Here is a 17,916-nt window from a genome sequence, read left to right on the forward strand (position 1 = left end):
CATGAACGATTTCCGGCAACCCGCCACGGACGGCTCGGCATTCGGCGCGGTGCATCTGGGATACATTGCGGTGCAATCGAACCGGCTGCCGGAGTGGCGCAGGTTCGGGGCGGAGGCCATCGGGCTGCACGTCGACGAGATCGACAGTGACACCGTCCGTTTCCGGCTGGACGAGCGCGCCTGCCGCTTCCTCGTCCGGCGCGGCCCCGCCGAGGACGTGACCGCCCTCGGCTGGCAGATCGACGACCACGAGACCTTCGACCGTATCCTCGCTCGCGTCACCGATCGCGGCGTGCCGATCGCCGAGGGCACTCCGGACGACGCCGCGCTGCGCGGAGTGGAACGCCTGTGGCGGTTCGCCGGGCCGAAAGGCATTGCGCAGGAGATCTTCACGACCGCGGTGACCACTCCCGCGCCGCTGCGGATGCTCAGCTCCGGCTGGGTCACGGGCGAGGCCGGGCTCGGGCACGTGGCCATCGTGTCGCGCGAGCCGGAGGCCATGAGCTGCTACTACCGGACAGTCTTCGACTCCCGGCTCACCGACTTCATCGATGAGAACGTGTCCGGGCTGAAGATGAAGATCCGTTTCCTGCGGGTCAACGAGCGCCACCACTCGATCGCCATCGCCAATATCCGCGGCCTCAAGATCGATCCGCTGCGCACGCGGGTGCAGCACATCAATATTCAGTCCGCGACCCTCGACGACATGCTCGCCGCGTACCGCCGCGTGACCGAGATGGGTTTCCGCATGCAGTGGTCGGTCGGCCAGCACACCAATGACCGTGAGCTGTCGTTCTACTGCGTGACCCCGTCCGGTTTCGAACTCGAGGTCGGCTGGAACCCGCTGGTCATCGGGCCGGAACTCGAATCCACCTGGGAGCCCGCGACCTACCGGGGCATCAGCATCTGGGGCCATTCGCCGGTGGGGGAGACCGTCCTCGGCAAATTCGCTCAATTCCGGCAGGCGCTGCGGACCGCCGCCACCCCCGAGATCACCGTCCCACAGCTGACCGGAGGCACGCGATGACGAGTACCGAATACGACGTCGTGGTCGTCGGCCTCGGACCCACCGGCCTCACCCTGGCGAACCTGCTCGGCCGGCGCGGAGTCAGCGTGCTCGTCCTCGAACGCGAACCCGAGTTCTACGGCATGGCCCGCGCTGTCTACACCGACGACGAAGGCATGCGGATATTCCAGACCGCCGGGGCCGCCGACGAACTCGCCGCCGACATGAATGTCGATTCGATCGTGCAGTGGGTGCGCGGTGACGGCCGGGTCCTCGCCCAGTTCCATCGCACCGACCGGCCGCTGGGCTGGCCGATCGCCAACTTCCTGTACCAGCCATATCTGGAGAACACCCTCGAACGCGCGCTGGACCGGTACCCGCACGTCACCGTGCGGCGCGGCCGCGAGGTCCTCGGCTTCGACCACGATGCCGACGGCGTCACCATCGAGCACGCGCACTGCCTCGGCACCGGATACGGCAAGAACCCGCCCGAGACCGACCCGCAGACCACCGAGGGCGTCCGCGCGAGATTCCTCGTCGGCTGCGACGGCGGCCGCAGCGTGGTGCGCACCGAACTCGGTATCGACATGAGCGGCACCAGTTTTCCCGAACGCTGGCTGGTGGTGGACCTGAAGGCCCGCGACGGCGCGGACCCGTTCCGGCACCTGCCGTACTTCGACTTCGTCTGCGACCCGGAACTGCCGATCGTGTCCTGTCCCCAGCCGGGCCGACACCATCGCTTCGAATTCATGCTCACCGGCAGCCAGACCAAAGAGGATATGGAGAGCCCGGAAACGGTGCGCCGCCACATCTCCCGCTTCGTCGACCCCGACCAGGTCGAGGTCCGGCGCAGACTTGTCTACACGTTCAACGCTGTGGTCGCGCACCACTGGCGCGACGGCCGCGTCCTGATCGCCGGCGACGCCGCCCACATGACACCGCAATTCATCGGCCAGGGCATGAACTCCGGCGTCCGCGACGCCGACAACCTCTCCTGGAAACTCACCGCCATCCTGAAACACGGTGCGGACCAGCGCATCCTGGACACCTACGAATCCGAACGCCGCCCCCACGCCAAGGCGATGATCGACCTCTCGGTCCTGAACAAGGAGCTCGTCTCCGTCGGCAACCCCATCCTCGCCGGCATCCGCGACCTCGCTCTGATGACCGTGACCCGGGTACCGGGGCTCGGCGGCTGGATCCGCGCCGCGAAGATGAAGCCCTCCCCGCGCTACCGGCGCGGCACCTACCTGGGACTGCCGCGGCACGGGCTGCGCGGCATCGAAGGCACCCTGACTCCCCAGCCGGATGTCCGGACCGTCGACGGTCGCCACCTCCGCTTCGATGATGTTCTCGGCCTGGGCTTTTCGCTGCTCGGTATCGGCATCGACCCGCGCGCCGGGTTGAGCGGCGACGATCTCGCGGTTTTGCGGGCACTGGGCACCCGATTCGTCACCGTTCATGCTTCCGGAGGCAGGCCGCAGGGCCGCCCGGGCGACCCGGCGACGGCCGCCGATATCGCCGATATCGAAGACCACACGGGCACGCTCACGAGGTGGCTTGCCAAGGGCGGCGCTCGCAACGGCTGCGTGATTCTCCTGCGCCCCGACCGCTTCGTGTTCGGCGTCGGCCGGAACGGCCGCGCCGGGGAGTTGATCGGTGAGCTGCGCCGGCAGCTCTTCGCTCCGGGCTTCGAGTCATCCGAGGCGAATTCCCTGGTCGGTGCCGCGAGACGAGCGGAGGGCGCGTGATGGGAGTGGACGTGATCGATTCGGCGCAGGTGCGGACGGCGGCCGAGCGGCTGGCTCGCGCCAGGAGTAGCGGTGTACCTGTGGAACCGGTGCGGGATCTCATCGGGGCCGATGATGTGGCGGTCGCGTATGCGGTGCAGCGCATCGGGGTTCGGGAGCGGCTATCGGCAGGCGCGCGGGTGGTGGGGCGGAAGATCGGGCTCACCTCGCCGGCGGTGCAGCGGCAACTCGGGGTGGATCGGCCCGATTTCGGGGTGCTGTTCGACGACATGGATGCCGGTGCGACGCCGATGTCACGGCGGCCCCCACTGCTGCAACCCAAGGTCGAGGCCGAGTTGGCGTTCGTGCTGGGCGCCGATCTCGAGGACGGGCGCCTCGATGCGGAGAGCGTGCGAGCAGCCGTCGATCACGCGGTCGCGGCGCTGGAGATCGTGGACAGCCGGATCACGAACTGGGACATCAGTTTCGCCGACACCGTCGCCGACAACGCGTCCAGCGGCTGGTTCGTCCTGGGGCGGGAACGGCTGCCGCTGAGCGGGTTCGAACCGCGCGCGATCACCATGCGGATGCTCGTCGACGACGAGATCGTCTCCACCGGAACGGGTTCCGACTGTCTCGGCGACCCTCTCGCAGCGCTGGCCTGGCTGGCACAGACCGCCCGCGACGTGGGGGACCCGCTGCGCGCGGGGGAGACCGTGCTGTCCGGTGCGCTCGGGCCGATGGCCCCGCTGCGGCCCGGAGCACGGGTGCGATCCGAACTGTTCACCGGCGCGGGGCAACTCGGCGCCGTCGACTTCACCCTGGAGGACGCATGAGCCGCACGAAGGTCGCGGTGATCGGATCGGGCAATATCGGGACCGATCTGATGATCAAGGTGCTGCGGTTGTCGCGGACGCTGGAGATGGCCGCCATGGTCGGCATCGATCCGGGCTCCGACGGGCTGGCCCGCGCGGCCCGGCTCGGTGTGCCGATCACTGCGGACGGCGTGGACGGGCTGATCGCCATGCACCACTTCGGCGAGATCGATATCGTCTTCGACGCCACGTCCGCCGGTGCGCACCAGGTCAATTCGGCCGCGCTCGCGCCCTACGGCAAGCGCCTGATCGATCTGACCCCCGCCGCGCTCGGGCCGTTCGTGGTTCCGGCGGTGAACCTGGGCGCACACCTCGGCGCGACCAATCTGAACATGGTGACCTGCGGCGGACAGGCCACGATTCCGATCGTCGCCGCCATCTCCCGTGTCACCGCCGTGCCCTACGCCGAGATCGTGGCCTCGATCGCGTCGAAATCCGCCGGTCCCGGGACCCGCGCGAACATCGACGAGTTCACCGAAACCACTTCCCGCGCCATCGAAGACGTCGGTGGCGCGGCGGCGGGGCGGGCCATCATCGTCCTCAATCCGGCGGAACCACCGCTCATCATGCGCGACACCGTGCTGGCGCTCATCGCGGATCCCGACTCCGAACACGAAGCGGCCGTACGGGAATCGATCACCGCCATGGTGGCCGAGGTCGCCGCCTACGTGCCCGGCTACCGCCTGAAGCAGGAGGTCCAGATCACGCCGCTGGCCCCCGACGCCGCGCTGCGCACCCTGACCGGGGACGCCCCCGTCACCCATCAGGTGTCGGTCTTCCTCGAGGTCGAGGGCGCGGCCCACTACCTGCCGGCCTACGCCGGCAACCTCGACATCATGACCTCGGCCGCCCTGCGGGTCGCCGAACACCTTGCCGCGGCGCCGATTCCGGCCGCACCGACCTCGGAGCCCGTGCGATGACCAGCGTATTCCTGCAAGACGTGACCCTGCGCGACGGCATGCACGCGCTGCGGCACCGCCTTACGCCGCAGACCGTCGCCGCCGTCGCGGCGGCCCTGGACGCGGCCGGGGTCGATGCGGTGGAGGTCGCCCATGGTGACGGCCTGCACGGCGGCAGTCTCACCTACGGGCCCGGCAGCCACACCGATCGGGAATGGCTCGAAGCCGCCGCGGGCGCGCTCACCACCGCCCGGCTGACCACACTGCTGCTCCCCGGCATCGGCACCATCGAGGACCTGCGTCGCGCCCACGACCTCGGGGTGCGGTCGGTGCGGGTGGCCACCCACTGCACCGAGGCCGACATCTCCGCCCAGCACATCGCGTGCGCGCGCGAGCTGGGCATGGATGTCTCGGGATTCCTCATGATGAGCCACATGAACAGCCCCGAGGGGCTGGCCGCCCAGGCTCGGCTCATGGAATCGTATGGCGCGCACTGCGTCTACGTCACCGACTCCGGCGGCCGCCTCACCATGGACGGCGTGCGCGACCGGGTGCGCGCCTACCGTGCGGTGCTCGGCGACGCCACCGAGATCGGCATCCACGCCCACCAGAACCTCTCCCTCGCGGTGGCCAACAGTGTCGTCGCGGTCGAGGAGGGCGTGACCCGGGTCGACGCCTCGCTGGCGGGTCTCGGTGCGGGAGCGGGCAATACGCCTCTCGAGGCTTTCGTGGCCGTCGCCGAGCTGTCCGGCTGGCAGCACGGCGCCGACCTGGACGCCATCACCGATGCCGCCGACGACCTGATCCGCCCGTTGCTCGAGCGTCCGGTGCAGGTCGATCGCGAAACGCTCACCCTCGGCTACGCCGGCGTCTACTCCAGCTTCCTGCGGCACGCCGAGAACGTCTCCGCCACCTACGGCGTCGAGGTGCGGGCTCTGCTGGTCGAAGCCGGACGCCGCCGACTGGTCGGCGGTCAGGAGGACATGCTCGCCGACATCGCCCTCGATCTTGTTGCCGGGGAGGCGAATCGATGAGGTCAGAGCTCAGGCTGCGGCGGCAGCTCGCCGGTGGTCAGCTTCTCCGCCGCCCGCTTGGTCATCCCGAACATGCGCAGTACGTGGAAGGTCATCTCATCGGTGAGCGCGCCCGCATCGGCCTCCGGCCGCGCGTCGAGCATCTGCAGCAAGCCCAGCAGCGCGCCGCCCGCCGCCATCACCGCCATATCGGGATCCATGGGCTCGAACCGGCCCGCCTCCTGGGCGGCCTGGATGTCGTGCCGGGCGCGCGGGGCCAGACCCTCGTCGCGCATCAGGATCGAGGTGCCGGAGTTGAGGATCACCCGGACCCCTTCGGGCAGTTGGCGTTGCAGCCGCCCGGTCATGCGGAAGCTGACCGCGAACACCTCGGCGGGATCCGTATAGCGCGCCACGATGTCGTCGCGCATCTCGCTGTAGATCGTCAGCACCGACCGGACGGCCTCGTCGAAAAGCTCTTCCTTGGAACCGAAGTGGTTGTAGAAGGACCCGAATCCCACATCGGCGGCCTCGGTGATCTCCTGGATGCTCACCGCGGAACGGCCCTCCGACAGGAACTTCCGCGCCGCGCCCAGCAGCGCGTTGCGGGTGCGCTCGCGACGGCGATCGGTGCGGGTGCGCACCTCGGGTGTTGCCGCCATTCGCTCCCTCATTCCCCTCGAAACCGCCACCAGAATCGTATCTGACGAAAATATCAGAGCCGATTTCGATCATGATCGGAAGGCGAACCCCGTGACAACGTCTCGGCCGGGATCCCGGACCACTTTCACTCGTCGCGGCGCGCTGAGCAGCGGCCTGGCCGGGCTCGCGGGCATGGCCGGTGCGACCGGCATCGCCTCCGGGGCGATGCCGGGCAGTCTCGGCGCACCGGTGCGGGCCCAGCAGCCCCCGCCCGGCGGGACCTACCGCATCGACCTGCACGCGCACTTCCTGCCACCGGACTACCGCGCCGCACTGCTCGAGCACGGCCACCTGACCATCGGCGGCTACCCGACCCCGGACTGGTCGCCCGAACAGGCCATCGCGTTCATGGACTACTACGGCATTCAGGCCCAGGCGCTTTCGGTCTCCGACCCGGGTGTGTCGTTCCTCGGCGGCAAGGAGGCCGCCGACATGGCCCGCTACTGCAATACGTATGCGGCGGGCCTGTTCACCGCCGACCCGACCCGCTTCGGCGCCTTCGCCGTTCTGCCCATGCCCGACATCCCCGCCTCGATCGAGGAGGCGCTCTTCGCCCTCGACGAACTACACCTCGACGGCGTCATCCTGCTGTCCGCCTACAACGGCGTCTATCTGGGCGATCCGCGTTTCGAACCGCTCATGATCGCGTTGAACCAGCGCAACGCCTACGTCTTCGTGCACCCGGCCGCGATTCCGGACGATGCCAAACCCAGGCTGCCGCTGCCGGACTTCCTGGAGGAGTTCACCTTCGACACCACCCGGGCGGCCACCATGATGATGGTCACCGGAATGACCCAGCGCTACCCGGGAATCCGATTCCAGCTCGCCCACGCCGGCGGCACCGTGCCGTTCCTGTCGTCGCGCCTCAGCGTCGCCTCCCAGGCGGTGCTGGGCCAGTTGTGGCCCGAGGACCTGCCGAAGCCCTCGATCCTGGACATGCGGAACCAGATCTCGCGCTTCTACTACGACACCGCGCTGAGTGGATCGGCCGCCGCCATGGCGAGTGTGCTCGCGGTGACCGCACGTGACCACATCGTCTTCGGATCGGACTGGCCCTTCAGCGCGCTCACCCTGCCGCAGACCGGTTCTCACGATCCGGCCCCCGGGCTCAGCGACCTCTTCGACGCCGACCAGCGCATGGAGATCGAGCACCGCAATCCACTGCGGCAACTGCCCCGGCTCGCCGCCGCGGTCGGCTCCTGAGTGTGAAATCTCTCGGCGTGAGCGCAATGCTGGGAGTGCGCCGGAGGTGGTGGCAGACTGCGGGTATGACGACTGCCGACTGGGCCGAAGTTGATCGCTATCTCGTCGAAACCCTGGTGGGAGACGAGGATTCGGAAACCTTGCGGGCGAACGCGGCGGCGGGACTGCCCGCCATCGACGTCTCGCCGCCACAGGGCAAGTTCCTGTATCTGATCGCCAAGTCCGTGCGGGCGCGGCGGGTGCTCGAGATCGGCACGCTGGGTGGATACAGCACCACGTGGCTGGCGCGGGCGGTTGGCAAGTCCGGACAGGTGGTGACCCTCGAATACGAGGCGAAGCACGCGGAGGTCGCGCGCGGCAACCTGGATCGGGCCGGCGTGGGGGAGCGGGTCGACATCCGGGTCGGTGCCGCGCTGGATTCGCTGCCGGTGCTGGCCGAGGAGCAGCCGGAGGCGTTCGATCTGGTGTTCATCGACGCCGACAAGGTCAACAACGCCAACTATGTGCGGTGGGCGCTGCGGCTGACCCGGCCGGGGTCGGTGATCATCGTCGACAATGTGGTGCGCAACGGCGGCATCGCCGACCCGGCATCGGCGGACGCGGCGGTGCGGGCCAGCCGCGAGGTCATCGAATTGATCGCTGCCGAGCCGCGATTGGACGGGACCGTGTTGCAGACCGTTGGCGGGAAGGGCTGGGACGGCTTCGCTTACGCGGTCGTGCTCGGTGAGGACGATTGAGTCGTAGGTCACTCGGCGGGGGTGAGCTGCGCGTATTCTGCCCGGTTTACCCCGAATTTTCTTTGTTTGCCGAATGATTGCTTGTCATTCGGCGCAGGTGGTCAATACGGTCATGCGAATGGACGACCCGTATGGCCCGACCTTCCCGTCGCCCGCCTGTATGGCCCCGGCGGAAACCGATGCCCGGACCAGGCTGTTCACACGGCTGCGTAAGGCCGTGTTCGCGACGGCGCCGGTTGTCGCCCTCGTTCTGATGGTGGGTGTGCTCGCGGTCGTCATCTATCGCGGCGAGCATCCGCCGACCGCCGGTTCCGATCAGGGTGGGCGGGCCACCGTCCCCACCTCGGTGCCGGTATCTGCCGTTCCGGTCCAACCGGCGGTTCACACCTCGTAACGCTTTGCCGGGCAGTCACTTTCGCGACCCGGGTGCAGTTCCCGGGTTCGCGGCCAATTCCTCCCAGTAGTCCACATACGCCTGCTCGTGCATGATGCCCAGCCGAAGAATGCGGGCACGCGAGGTCGCGCGCTCGCTGTCGTCCGGATCGATCTCGCTGTAGAGCGTCCGGTACAGCTCGAGCCAGTGACGATGCTCGGCGGCCTGATTGCGGGCCAGCGCCACCACATCACCGGGCTCGCCCAGGTCAGCGAAGAAGAGTTTCAGCTGTGCGGGATCGCGGGTCTCCGGCGGTGGTGAGGTCGGATCGCCCAGCCAGCGGGTGAGTTCGGCGCGGCCGGCGTCGGTGAGATGGAAGACGCGACGGCGGCGTCCGCTCTCCTCGGCCTCCTCGCGCAGCAGGCCCTGCTCGGCCAGTCGCGGCGGGACGCGGTAGAGCTGGGCGTGGGGGATGGGCCAGAACTTGTCGACGCTCTCCTCGAGTCGGACCTTCAGGTCGTACGGGGTCAGCGGTCCGTGCCGGGCGATGAGTCCCAGCACGATGTGGTCCTGCGGGCCTGGTTCGGCCATTCGGTTACCCCTTCCGTTTGACATCGTATCGCTGAGACTATACATTCATATCAGTCAGACGGTATCAATGAGACTATTGGAGTGGACATGCGTGACTTCGCCATCGACCTGTTCGAGCGCTGGACCGAGATGTGGAACGGCGACCTCGCTCTGGCCGACGAGATCATGGCCCCGGAATTCACCCTCCGCTACGCCCAGCCGGGCGCGGACGCCTACGACGACATCCATGACCCCGCGGCCTTCGCGGCCCTGATCGACAAGTTCCGGGCCGAGCGGCCCGGCCTGGTGTTCTCCGTGCAGGGCGTACCGGTCGTCGAGATGAGCGACGCTCGAACCGGAATCATCGCCCGGCCCTACGGCGCCCGCGTCACCGATCCGGACGGCGTCGTCGTCCGCGATCTCAGCGGCACCGACATCCTGCGCTTCGCGAACGGGCAGATCGTCGAGGTGTGGTCGGTGTCCGGCGGGCTCGGCGGGCGCAGCTTCTACGCTTAGGCCATGTCGAAGCGCCGCAAAGCCCAGCCGATCCCCGAGGACTGCCCGTGCGGTCTGCCCGCGCGCTACGCGGACTGCTGCGGACGGCTGCATCGGGGTGAGGGGCAGGCGACGACCGCTGAGCAGCTCATGCGCTCCCGCTTCAGCGCCTTCGCCGTTCGCGACGAGGCGTACCTGCTGCGTAGCTGGGACCCTGAAACCCGGCCCGCCGACGTGGATTTCGACCCGGGACTGCGCTGGGACCGGCTCGAGATCCTCGGCGCGACCGGTGGGGGGCCGTTCCACACCGAGGGCACGGTCGAATTCCGGGCCCACTATCGCGCCCGGGGCGCGGCGGGGCAGCTGCACGAGAACAGCCGCTTCCGCCGCGACCAGGGGGCCTGGGTCTACCTCGACGGCGAGATCGAGAACTGATCAGCCGTTCCACCGCGCGGGCGGCGATGGCGGCGGCATCGGCGACCCGGATGGCCGGCCGAACCAGCGGGGAGGCCGGGGATGAGATCGGGCTCAGCGTCTGCTCGTCCATGACAGTCGATGCGCAGGTGCGGGCAGCGCAGGCTTGCAGCCTGTGCAATGGCGCAGACGATGCCGGGCACCGGGATTCATCGGTGACCGCGGCGCCGATCTCGGGCGGTCAGCGAGCGGCGCGGGCCTCGAACCCGTCGCACAGTGCGGCGAGACCGGTGTCGAGCAGATGTTCGGGGTCCAGGAGTGAGGTGTCGCCGGATCCCTCGAGCTCGGCCAGTGCGGCCGGGACGGGCCAGCGGGGGTCGCCGTCGAGGACGGCGGTGAGGCCGGAGCGCTCGTCGGCACTGCTGTCGCGGTCCTGCAGCAGCCGGGCGCTGACCTCCTGCAGGGCGACCCCGGCGATATAGCTCCACACCGACAGTGACATGCGGGTCGCCTCGCGGGCGTCGACGCCGAGCTCGGTGAAGCCCTCGACCAGCCAGCTCAGCACCACCAGGCTGTGCTCGCCGAAGTTGTAGCGCGGCACCGCGAAGGTGAACAGCACCCACGGATGTTCCTGGTAGAGCCGCCAATCCACCTCCGCCGCGATCCGTACCCGGTCCCGCCAGGTCCAGCCCCGGCCTTCGGCCGGCGGGTAGGGATTGCGGCGCGAGACCTCGTCGGTCATGGCCGCCAGCAGGGTGTCCTTGTTGGGGATGTGCCGGTAGAGCGACATGACGCCGGAATTCATGCGGTCGGCGATGCGGCGCATGGACAGGGAATCCAGTCCGGACTCGTCGGCCAGGGTGATGGCGGTGTCGACAATGGCGGCCCGGGTGAGCTTGGCCTCGGTCATCGGACGAATTGTTCCCTTCCCGCGCAGGGTATGCGTACACTGTACTCGCGCTCGTGCGTACAACGTACGCGCGCCTTTCCGTGCAAGCCCGAAATCAGCCCGAAGGATAGGTCATGACGAGTACCCTCGCGCGCCCCGACGCGAAGACGCCGCGCCGTGCCTGGGCGGGCCTGGCCGTACTGTTGCTGCCGGTCCTGCTGGTGTCGATGGACATGTCGGTGCTCTACCTGGCCATGCCGACCCTCACCCAGAGCCTCGATCCGTCCGCGACACAGCAGCTCTGGATCCTCGACATCTACGGCTTCATGATCGCCGGACTGCTCATCACCATGGGCAACCTCGGGGACCGCATCGGACGGCGCAATATCCTCCTCGCCGGGGCCGGCGTCTTCGGAATCGCCTCGGTGCTGGCCGCATTCGCACCCAGCGCGGGCGTGCTCATCGCGGCCCGCGCGCTGATGGGTATCGGCGGCGCGACGCTGTTGCCGTCGAGCCTGGCGCTGATCTCGACGCTGTTCCCCGACGATCGGGCGCGCGCGACCGCGATCGGCGTGTGGACCGCGTTCTTCGCGGGCGGGTCGGCGGTCGGGCCGATCATCGGAGGTGTGCTGCTGCATCACTTCTGGTGGGGTTCGGTGTTCCTCATCAATACGCCGGTGCTGCTGGTGCTGCTGGTCTTCGGGCCGCTGCTGCTGCCCGAGCATCGGGCGGCCGGGCGCGGACGACTGGACTGGGTGAGCGTGCTGCTGTCCATCGGTGGCATCCTGCCCCTGGTGTACGCGGTCAAGCATTGCGCGGCCGAGGGATTCGACCTGCCGGCCCTCGGCATCGGAATCGTCGGCGTGCTGCTGCTGACCGCCTTCATCCGACGGCAGCGGACCCTGGCCGAACCGTTGCTGGATCTGAGCCTGTTCCGGCGGGGGCTGTTCTCGGTGGCCGTCGGGTCCAGCACGGTCGGCATGCTGGCGCTGGCCGGGATGAGCTACCTGACCAGCATGTACCTGCAGTCGGTGACCGGACGCGACGCGCTGCAGTCGGCGGTGCTCGGGATTCCGGGCGCGGTCGCCGTGTTCGTGTTCTCGATGAGCGGCGCGCGGATCGGGCGCGTATTCGGCACCAAGACCACCTTCGCGCTCGCGCTGAGCATGGCGTCCCTGGGCAATCTCATGCTGCTCGGGGTCGGCGTGGACGGCGGGATCGGCTGGTACATCGCCGGTTCCGTGGTCGCGGGCGCGGGCTTCGGTATCGCGTTCACGCTGGTGTCGGAGGTGGCGGTGTCGTCGGTGCCGCCCGAGCGGGCCGGATCGGCGGTCGGCATCTCCGAGACCAGTTTCGAACTCGGCAACGGACTGGGCCTGGCGCTGCTGGGATCGCTGGCGGCGCTGGTGTTCCGTTCCGGCGGCGACTTCGGGCCGACGCTGGGCGAGACCATCGCCCGGTCCGGGGACGATACCGCCCTGGTCGAGTCGGCGCGCGAATCCTTCGTGACCGGCATGCACGTGGCGACCACCACCGGCGCGGTGCTGCTGGCCGCGATGGCGGTGGTGGCGTTCTTCGCGAAATCCGGCGCCACCGCGAACAGCGGTGCGGCGCCGGCCGGTTCCGCGCACTAGCCGAACAGGCCGGTCCACACCTCGGCGATCCGGGCGCGCCACGGCATGACCACCCGCTGATACGCCCAGCGGACCGGGCCCACGAGCGCCCGCCAAGCGCGGGCGATGGCCGCGAAAAGTGGTTGCAGGACAGTGCGGTTGAACCAGCGGCAGGGGGTCACCACCGTGATACGGACCACCGTGGTGGCCACCCGCCAGCCGAAGACGACCGTCACGATCACCGCGTAGACCAGCGGCCGCAGCACCCACCGCCACAGTTGCTGTGCCGGCCATACGAACAGCCAGGTGACGAGCGGTTCGATCACGGCGACCAGGAGCCAGTGGCCGCCGGGCTGCAGGATCCGCCGCCACAGGGCCGAGATCGGAACGGCGATCAGCCACTTCCATGTCATCGCCAGTATCCATCCGATCGCGTCGGCGATCGGTTCGATCACCGTGCGGAAGATCCACGGGATGCCCGGTTTCAGGACGCGCCGCCACAGCCAGTCCTCGATCGCATGCTGGATCGGGCGCAGGAAATAGGCGAGCAGGAACGCCCCTATCGGGGTGAGGACCATGCCGAACAGCAGTTGCTGGATCAGCAGGTGCCAGAGATAGTTGCGGACGAAATTGCGGAGCGGGCGGAAGACCCAGTCCCGGAACAAGATCGCCAGCGGTCGTGCCAGATGCTCGTTGAACAGCCGGAATGCCGCGGCGATCAATCCCGGTATCCGTTTGAGGGCCTCCCACACCAGCCGCGGCGGTACGAACACCACCAGCACGATGCCGCGGGCGATCCACCCCAGGATCGAGACGTGTTCCGGCGTCGGCGCTTCCGGCGCTCGATTCGACATGACGGATTCCTTCCCCCGTAGACCGCCTCCCATCCTGGTGCCGGAATGCGGGCCGGGCCCAGGGTAATTCCACTCAGTTCCCGTTCACATACCGATCCGCCGGTTAGGCTCGGACCCGTGGCTGAGCAAGACGCTCCGAGCAGTGCGCAACCGGCCGGGTCGAACGGACGTCCGCTGGCCGAACGCGTGGCGACCAGAATCTTCTACCCCACCTCCAGGCCGCGCGAGAAAGCGCTGCGTGAGGCCGTTTCCGGTCAGGTCATCCTGGTGACCGGAGCCTCGCACGGCATCGGCAAGGCGGCCGCGAAGAAACTGGCGGCCGCGGGCGCGACGGTGCTGCTGGTGGCACGGTCGCTGGAGGAGCTCGAACAGGTGGCCGGCGAGATCCGGGAGGCGGGCGGCGTCGCGCACGTGTATCAGTCGGACATCACCGAATTCGAGGCCGTCGAGGCGCTGGGGCAGCGGGTGCTGGACGAGCACGGCCGGGTGGACGTGGTGATCAACAACGCGGGCCGTTCGATTCGCCGTCCGATCGACGAATCCTATGACCGGTTCCACGACTTCACCCGCACCATGGACGTCAACTACCTCGGCCCGGTGCGGCTGCTGCTGACCCTGCTGCCGAGCATGCGCGAACACCGGCGCGGGCACATCGTGAACATTTCCACGTGGGGGCTGCGCATGCCGCCCGCGCCGCGATGGTCGGCCTATGGCGCGTCCAAGGGCGCGTTCGATATCTGGCTGCGCACCGTGGCGGCCGAGATCGCCGCCGACGGTGTCACCACCACGTCGGTGTACATGCCGCTGGTGCACACCCGCATGAGCGCGCCCACCGATTTCTCCGGCATCCCCGGGCTCACCGCAGACGAGGCCGCCAACCTCATCTGCCATGCGGTCGTGGCGCGGCCGGTGGAGATCTCGCCGTGGTGGACCGGTCCGGTGCAGGCGATCTCGGATCTGCGACGCGGGGCCGCGCAACGGTTCATGGAGCGCAGTATCGGCCGGCGGTCAGGGGAGTAGGACGACCTTGCCGGTCGTCTCGCGGGCTTCCAAGGCCCGGTGCGCGGCGGCGGCCTCCGCGAGCGGGAAGGACTGGACGGCCGGGCGCAGCCGGCCCGCCGCGGCCTCGGCCAGCGCGCGAGTCTCCAAGGCGCGCAAGCCACGCGCGCGTTCCAGCATCGGCGGGCCGAGCACGACCTGTGAGGTGACGCCGCGTTCGGCGAGGGCCTGGTCATCGAGTTCGGCCTGCCCGCCGGACCAGCCGAACACCAGCCGCACACCGCCCGCGCCGAGCAGATCGACCGCGGTCCGGGCGATCTCGCCGCCGACACCGTCGAAGAGCAGGGTGGCGGGCCGATCGCCGTAGCGAGCGCGTACCGCGTCCGGCCAGGACGGATCCAGGTAGTCGATGGCCAGCTCGGCGCCGTTCTCGTATACCTGATCGGCCTTCGCCTTGCCGCCCGCGAGCCCGATGACGGTCGCGCCCGCCGCGGCCAGGTATTGCACCAGCAGTGTGCCGATGCCACCCGCCGCGGACGGCACGATGGCCACGGTTTCGGCGGTGACCTCGGCGAAGCCGAGAATCCCCAGTGTGGTGCGCCCGGTGCCGATCATCGCCACCGCGGTCGCGGCCTCGACGCCATCCGGAATCGGGTGCAGCCGTTCGGCTTCGGTCACCGTGAGCTCCGCGTAGCCGCCCGGCACCTGTCCGATATGAGCGACGACGGCCCGGCCGAGCCAGCTGTCGTCCACTCCCGGGCCTACCCGGTCGACCGTGCCCGCCACCTCTCGCCCGGGGATGGTCGGCAGTACCGGCAAGGGCATCGGTGACCCCGAGAATCCCTGCCGCAGTGCGGTATCCAGCAGATGCACCCCGGCCGCACGAACCGCGATCCGGACCTGGCCGGGTCCGGGCTCGAGGTCCGGGAGCGTCTCGTAGCGCAGCTGCTCTGCGGGCCCGAACTCGTGAAGACGGATGGCGTGCATGGCAACTCCCGGTCGCGGCGATGAACGTGCCCCCAGCCTGCAACCTCAATTCTGGTTCAGGTCAAGCCACCGGCGCCGGTCCGTCGATCGCGATTCTGGACCGGCGTCCATTATTTGAAACGAATTGCCTTCACACTCATGGGTTTCGGGTTAGTCTCGCTGCGTTCCGCTTCCTGTGAGCTTGCTGTGAAGGATGATTCATGAAAACCATTGTGCTGAAAGCATGTGCGGCCGCTGCCATCGTCTCCGGACTCGGTGCGGCCCCGGCCATGGCCGCCCCGCTGACACTGCAACCCTCGGCCGCCGAACCGACCGCGGCGGACCCCGTCGCCGGGCTGGTGCCCGAAACCGGTTCCGCGGGCGCGCTCAATTCCTTCACCTGCGCGCTGAAGAGCATCTCGGCCTCGATGCCCTGCTTGCTCACCTAACCGGTGGGTCATGGCCGGGCGCGGCCTAGGATCGGGCCATGGGATATCCGGACGTGCGCCGATGAGCCTGACCACCCTCCTCACCCTCGCGGATTCCCGGCTGCCGATCGGTGGTCACGTGCATTCGGGCGGGGTCGAGGAGGCGGTCGCCTCCGGTCTGGTGCGTGACGTCGCGAGCGTCGAGCTCTATCTGCGCCGGCGCATCCGCACCTCCGGGCTGGTGGCGGCCTCCCTGGCGGCCGCCGTCTGCACGGGGACCCTCGAACCGGGGCGCGCGGAGCTCGAGGCCGACGCGCGGACGCCGTCGCCTGCGGCGCGTACGGCGTCGCGGGCCCAGGGGCGCGGGCTGCTGCGGCTGGCCCGACAGGTCTGGCCGCAGGCCGATTGGTCGGCGCTGGGTGCGCGCCCGCATCTGTCCACGGTGTTCGGGGTGGTAGGCACGGTGTGCGGCGCCTCGCCCGAGGACATCGCCGTGGTCACCGTCTACACGACCATGACCGGGGCGGCGACGGCCGCGCAGCGACTGCTGGCCCTCGATCCGGCCGCGGTCGCCGCCTGCACCATCCGCCTCGCCGAGGTGTGCGACGCCACCGCGCTGGAGGCGGCGAAATCGCTTGCCGCGCTCTCCGACCCGCTGCAGGACGTGCTCGCCGAGCGGCACCTGCGCCGGGACCTGCCGTTGTTCGCGTCGTAGCTGGTCACCGGGTTGGTAACAACCGGTTTACGTGGCTGGGCAAGGATGGGGGTGAAAGGAGCCGCACATGCCACCTCATCTCATCGACGGGGAACCGCACGATCACAGCCACGACCGGCCCAGGCGGGTGCGCACGCCGGGGGAGCCGCTGCGGATCGGAATCGGGGGGCCGGTCGGTTCCGGGAAGACCGCGCTGACCGCCGCCCTGTGCCGGCAGTTGCGCGACGAGCTGTCGCTGGCCGTGCTGACCAATGACATCTACACCACCGAGGACGCCGACTTCCTGCGCCGGCACGCGGTCCTGCCCGACGAGCGGATCACCGCCGTCCAGACCGGCGGCTGCCCGCATACCGCGATCCGCGACGACATCACCGCGAACCTGGACGCCATCGACGACCTGATCGAGGCCAACCCGCCCCTGGATCTGATCCTGGTCGAATCGGGCGGCGACAATCTGACCGCCACCTTCTCCTCCGGGCTGATCGACGCCCAGATCTTCGTCGTCGACGTCGCCGGCGGTGACAAGGTGCCGCGCAAGGGCGGCCCCGGCGTCACCTGGTCGGACCTGCTGGTCATCAACAAGACCGACCTGGCTCCCATGGTCGGCGCGGATCTGACTGTCATGGACCGCGATTCGACCAAGGTGCGCGAAGGCCGCCCCTTCGTCTTCACCTCCCTCACCGAGGACCCCGCCGCGACACCGGTGCTCGCCTGGGTGCGCGAGCAGCTACGCGCGGCCGCCGACCAGGATGCGGCGGCGGGCAGTGCCCATTCGCACTGAGCTCCGCATCACCGCGACCGCCGGGACCCTGCCGCACATCCACGCGGTCGGTGGCCTGGCGGCGCGGCGCACCGGCGTGGACACGGTGCACCTGATCGGCACGGCCGCCACTCCATTGGGCGGCGATATCCTGAACATCGTCGTCTCTGTCGGGCAGGGCGCCCGTCTGTCGGTGCGTTCGGTGGCCGCCACCATCGCCCTGCCCGGCCGCGAGACCCGGAAATCGGTGGCGCACTGGAACTTCGACGTAGCCGCGGGCGGCGAACTCGACTTCGACCCCGAACCGACGGTGGTCGCGGGCGGCGCCGAACACGAGACCCACACGACCGTGCGCCTGGAACACGGTGCGCGCCTGCGACTTCGCGAACGCGTCCAGATCGGCCGCACCGGCGAGGACCACGGCCACTGGAGCGGCGAACTGACCGCCGACCTGGCCGACACCCCCCTCCTACGGCACCGCCTCGACCTGGGCGCCGACGCAATCACCGACGACCCCCTCACGGCCCCCCGCGCCCTGGAAAGCATCCTCACCTACCCCGACTCCCGCCCCGCCGACACCACCGGCCTCGAAGCAGCCCTCCTACCCCTCGCCGCCGGCGGCACCCTCTTCACCCGCACCGCCCGCTTGCTGACGGTCTGAGCCGGGCCTGGATC

General features: G+C 69.2%; 21 protein-coding genes. 16 read left to right on the plus strand and 5 right to left on the minus strand.

The window, feature by feature from the left end:
- The first annotated feature begins 1 nt into the window (after position 1).
- Genes ON33_RS08835 through dmpG form a run of 5 tightly spaced genes read left to right on the plus strand, consistent with a single transcriptional unit; the run spans position 2 to position 5,544 of the window.
- Positions 2-1,027, plus strand: coding sequence for a VOC family protein (locus ON33_RS08835; RefSeq protein ID WP_040857294.1), 1,026 nt, complete (start codon positions 2-4; stop codon positions 1,025-1,027).
- Complete coding sequence (gene mhpA, locus ON33_RS08840; protein WP_040857296.1) at positions 1,024-2,757, plus strand: bifunctional 3-(3-hydroxy-phenyl)propionate/3-hydroxycinnamic acid hydroxylase MhpA; 1,734 nt, start codon at positions 1,024-1,026, stop codon at positions 2,755-2,757. The genes ON33_RS08835 and mhpA overlap by 4 nt, the downstream gene beginning before the upstream one ends.
- Positions 2,757-3,572, plus strand: coding sequence for a 2-keto-4-pentenoate hydratase (locus tag ON33_RS08845; protein WP_040857298.1), 816 nt, complete (start codon positions 2,757-2,759; stop codon positions 3,570-3,572). The genes mhpA and ON33_RS08845 overlap by 1 nt, the downstream gene beginning before the upstream one ends.
- Positions 3,569-4,531: an acetaldehyde dehydrogenase (acetylating) gene (locus tag ON33_RS08850; protein ID WP_040857300.1), complete on the plus strand. Its 963-nt coding sequence runs from the start codon at positions 3,569-3,571 to the stop codon at positions 4,529-4,531. Before ON33_RS08845 ends, ON33_RS08850 begins: the two co-directional genes overlap by 4 nt.
- Entirely contained in the window at positions 4,528-5,544 is a 1,017-nt protein-coding gene (gene dmpG / locus ON33_RS08855) for a 4-hydroxy-2-oxovalerate aldolase (RefSeq protein ID WP_040857302.1), read from the plus strand. The genes ON33_RS08850 and dmpG overlap by 4 nt, the downstream gene beginning before the upstream one ends.
- 2 nt (positions 5,545-5,546) lie before the next feature.
- Here dmpG and ON33_RS08860 read toward each other — a convergent pair whose 3' ends face one another.
- The gene (locus ON33_RS08860; protein ID WP_051151813.1) at positions 5,547-6,185 is read right to left on the minus strand and encodes a TetR/AcrR family transcriptional regulator; all 639 of its coding nucleotides are present in this window, start codon (positions 6,183-6,185) and stop codon (positions 5,547-5,549) included.
- Between the two features lie 91 nt (positions 6,186-6,276).
- Here ON33_RS08860 and ON33_RS08865 point away from each other — a divergent pair, with 91 nt between their 5' ends.
- The 3 genes from ON33_RS08865 (at position 6,277) to ON33_RS08875 (ending at position 8,559) form a co-directional block, all read left to right on the plus strand.
- Complete coding sequence (locus tag ON33_RS08865) at positions 6,277-7,428, plus strand: amidohydrolase family protein (RefSeq protein WP_051151814.1); 1,152 nt, start codon at positions 6,277-6,279, stop codon at positions 7,426-7,428.
- 65 nt (positions 7,429-7,493) lie between these two features.
- Positions 7,494-8,165 carry an O-methyltransferase gene (locus ON33_RS08870; RefSeq protein ID WP_040857308.1) on the plus strand — a complete coding sequence of 224 codons (672 nt, stop codon included), beginning with the start codon at positions 7,494-7,496 and terminating at the stop codon, positions 8,163-8,165.
- 118 nt (positions 8,166-8,283) lie between these two features.
- Positions 8,284-8,559 carry a hypothetical protein gene (locus ON33_RS08875; protein ID WP_040857310.1) on the plus strand — a complete coding sequence of 92 codons (276 nt, stop codon included), beginning with the start codon at positions 8,284-8,286 and terminating at the stop codon, positions 8,557-8,559.
- Positions 8,560-8,574: 15 nt separating this feature from the next.
- Here ON33_RS08875 and ON33_RS08880 read toward each other — a convergent pair whose 3' ends face one another.
- Positions 8,575-9,129 (minus strand): PadR family transcriptional regulator, encoded by a 555-nt coding sequence (locus ON33_RS08880; RefSeq protein ID WP_040857311.1) that lies wholly within the window; start codon positions 9,127-9,129, stop codon positions 8,575-8,577.
- A gap of 87 nt (positions 9,130-9,216) precedes the next feature.
- Here ON33_RS08880 and ON33_RS08885 point away from each other — a divergent pair, with 87 nt between their 5' ends.
- Together ON33_RS08885 and ON33_RS08890 are read left to right on the plus strand one after the other, a co-directional pair.
- Positions 9,217-9,624 carry a nuclear transport factor 2 family protein gene (locus ON33_RS08885; RefSeq protein ID WP_218001388.1) on the plus strand — a complete coding sequence of 136 codons (408 nt, stop codon included), beginning with the start codon at positions 9,217-9,219 and terminating at the stop codon, positions 9,622-9,624.
- A 3-nt stretch (positions 9,625-9,627) separates the two neighbouring features.
- Positions 9,628-10,038 (plus strand): YchJ family protein, encoded by a 411-nt coding sequence (locus ON33_RS08890; RefSeq protein ID WP_040857315.1) that lies wholly within the window; start codon positions 9,628-9,630, stop codon positions 10,036-10,038.
- Between the two features lie 220 nt (positions 10,039-10,258).
- Here the strand turns inward: ON33_RS08890 and ON33_RS08895 are convergent, their stop codons facing one another.
- Positions 10,259-10,927, minus strand: coding sequence for a TetR/AcrR family transcriptional regulator (locus tag ON33_RS08895; protein ID WP_040857316.1), 669 nt, complete (start codon positions 10,925-10,927; stop codon positions 10,259-10,261).
- A gap of 113 nt (positions 10,928-11,040) precedes the next feature.
- Here ON33_RS08895 and ON33_RS08900 point away from each other — a divergent pair, with 113 nt between their 5' ends.
- Positions 11,041-12,540: an MFS transporter gene (locus tag ON33_RS08900; protein ID WP_040857318.1), complete on the plus strand. Its 1,500-nt coding sequence runs from the start codon at positions 11,041-11,043 to the stop codon at positions 12,538-12,540.
- Here the strand turns inward: ON33_RS08900 and ON33_RS08905 are convergent.
- Positions 12,537-13,373: a hypothetical protein gene (locus ON33_RS08905; RefSeq protein WP_040857319.1), complete on the minus strand. Its 837-nt coding sequence runs from the start codon at positions 13,371-13,373 to the stop codon at positions 12,537-12,539. The two genes, ON33_RS08900 and ON33_RS08905, sit on opposite strands and share 4 nt — an antisense overlap.
- A 117-nt stretch (positions 13,374-13,490) precedes the next feature.
- Between ON33_RS08905 and ON33_RS08910 the strand changes: the two genes are divergently transcribed.
- Positions 13,491-14,393: an SDR family NAD(P)-dependent oxidoreductase gene (locus ON33_RS08910; protein WP_245550409.1), complete on the plus strand. Its 903-nt coding sequence runs from the start codon at positions 13,491-13,493 to the stop codon at positions 14,391-14,393.
- Here ON33_RS08910 and ON33_RS08915 read toward each other — a convergent pair.
- Complete coding sequence (locus ON33_RS08915) at positions 14,382-15,359, minus strand: zinc-binding dehydrogenase (protein WP_040857322.1); 978 nt, start codon at positions 15,357-15,359, stop codon at positions 14,382-14,384. The two genes, ON33_RS08910 and ON33_RS08915, sit on opposite strands and share 12 nt — an antisense overlap.
- Before the next feature lie 200 nt (positions 15,360-15,559).
- Between ON33_RS08915 and ON33_RS08920 the strand changes: the two genes are divergently transcribed.
- The 4 genes from ON33_RS08920 to ON33_RS08935 all read left to right on the plus strand — a co-directional run bounded on the left by ON33_RS08920 (position 15,560) and on the right by ON33_RS08935 (position 17,902).
- Positions 15,560-15,787: a hypothetical protein gene (locus tag ON33_RS08920; protein WP_040857325.1), complete on the plus strand. Its 228-nt coding sequence runs from the start codon at positions 15,560-15,562 to the stop codon at positions 15,785-15,787.
- 61 nt (positions 15,788-15,848) lie between these two features.
- Positions 15,849-16,481 carry an urease accessory protein UreF gene (locus tag ON33_RS08925; RefSeq protein ID WP_040857327.1) on the plus strand — a complete coding sequence of 211 codons (633 nt, stop codon included), beginning with the start codon at positions 15,849-15,851 and terminating at the stop codon, positions 16,479-16,481.
- A gap of 67 nt (positions 16,482-16,548) precedes the next feature.
- The gene (ureG, locus tag ON33_RS08930; RefSeq protein ID WP_040857328.1) at positions 16,549-17,262 is read left to right on the plus strand and encodes an urease accessory protein UreG; all 714 of its coding nucleotides are present in this window, start codon (positions 16,549-16,551) and stop codon (positions 17,260-17,262) included.
- A complete protein-coding gene (locus ON33_RS08935; protein ID WP_040857491.1) occupies positions 17,252-17,902 on the plus strand; it encodes an urease accessory protein UreD in 651 nt (216 codons plus the stop codon). Before ureG ends, ON33_RS08935 begins: the two co-directional genes overlap by 11 nt.
- Positions 17,903-17,916: the final 14 nt, after the last annotated feature.

The organism is Nocardia niigatensis NBRC 100131 (genome assembly GCF_000308655.1).
Taxonomy (GTDB): Bacteria; Actinomycetota; Actinomycetes; order Mycobacteriales; family Mycobacteriaceae; genus Nocardia; species Nocardia niigatensis.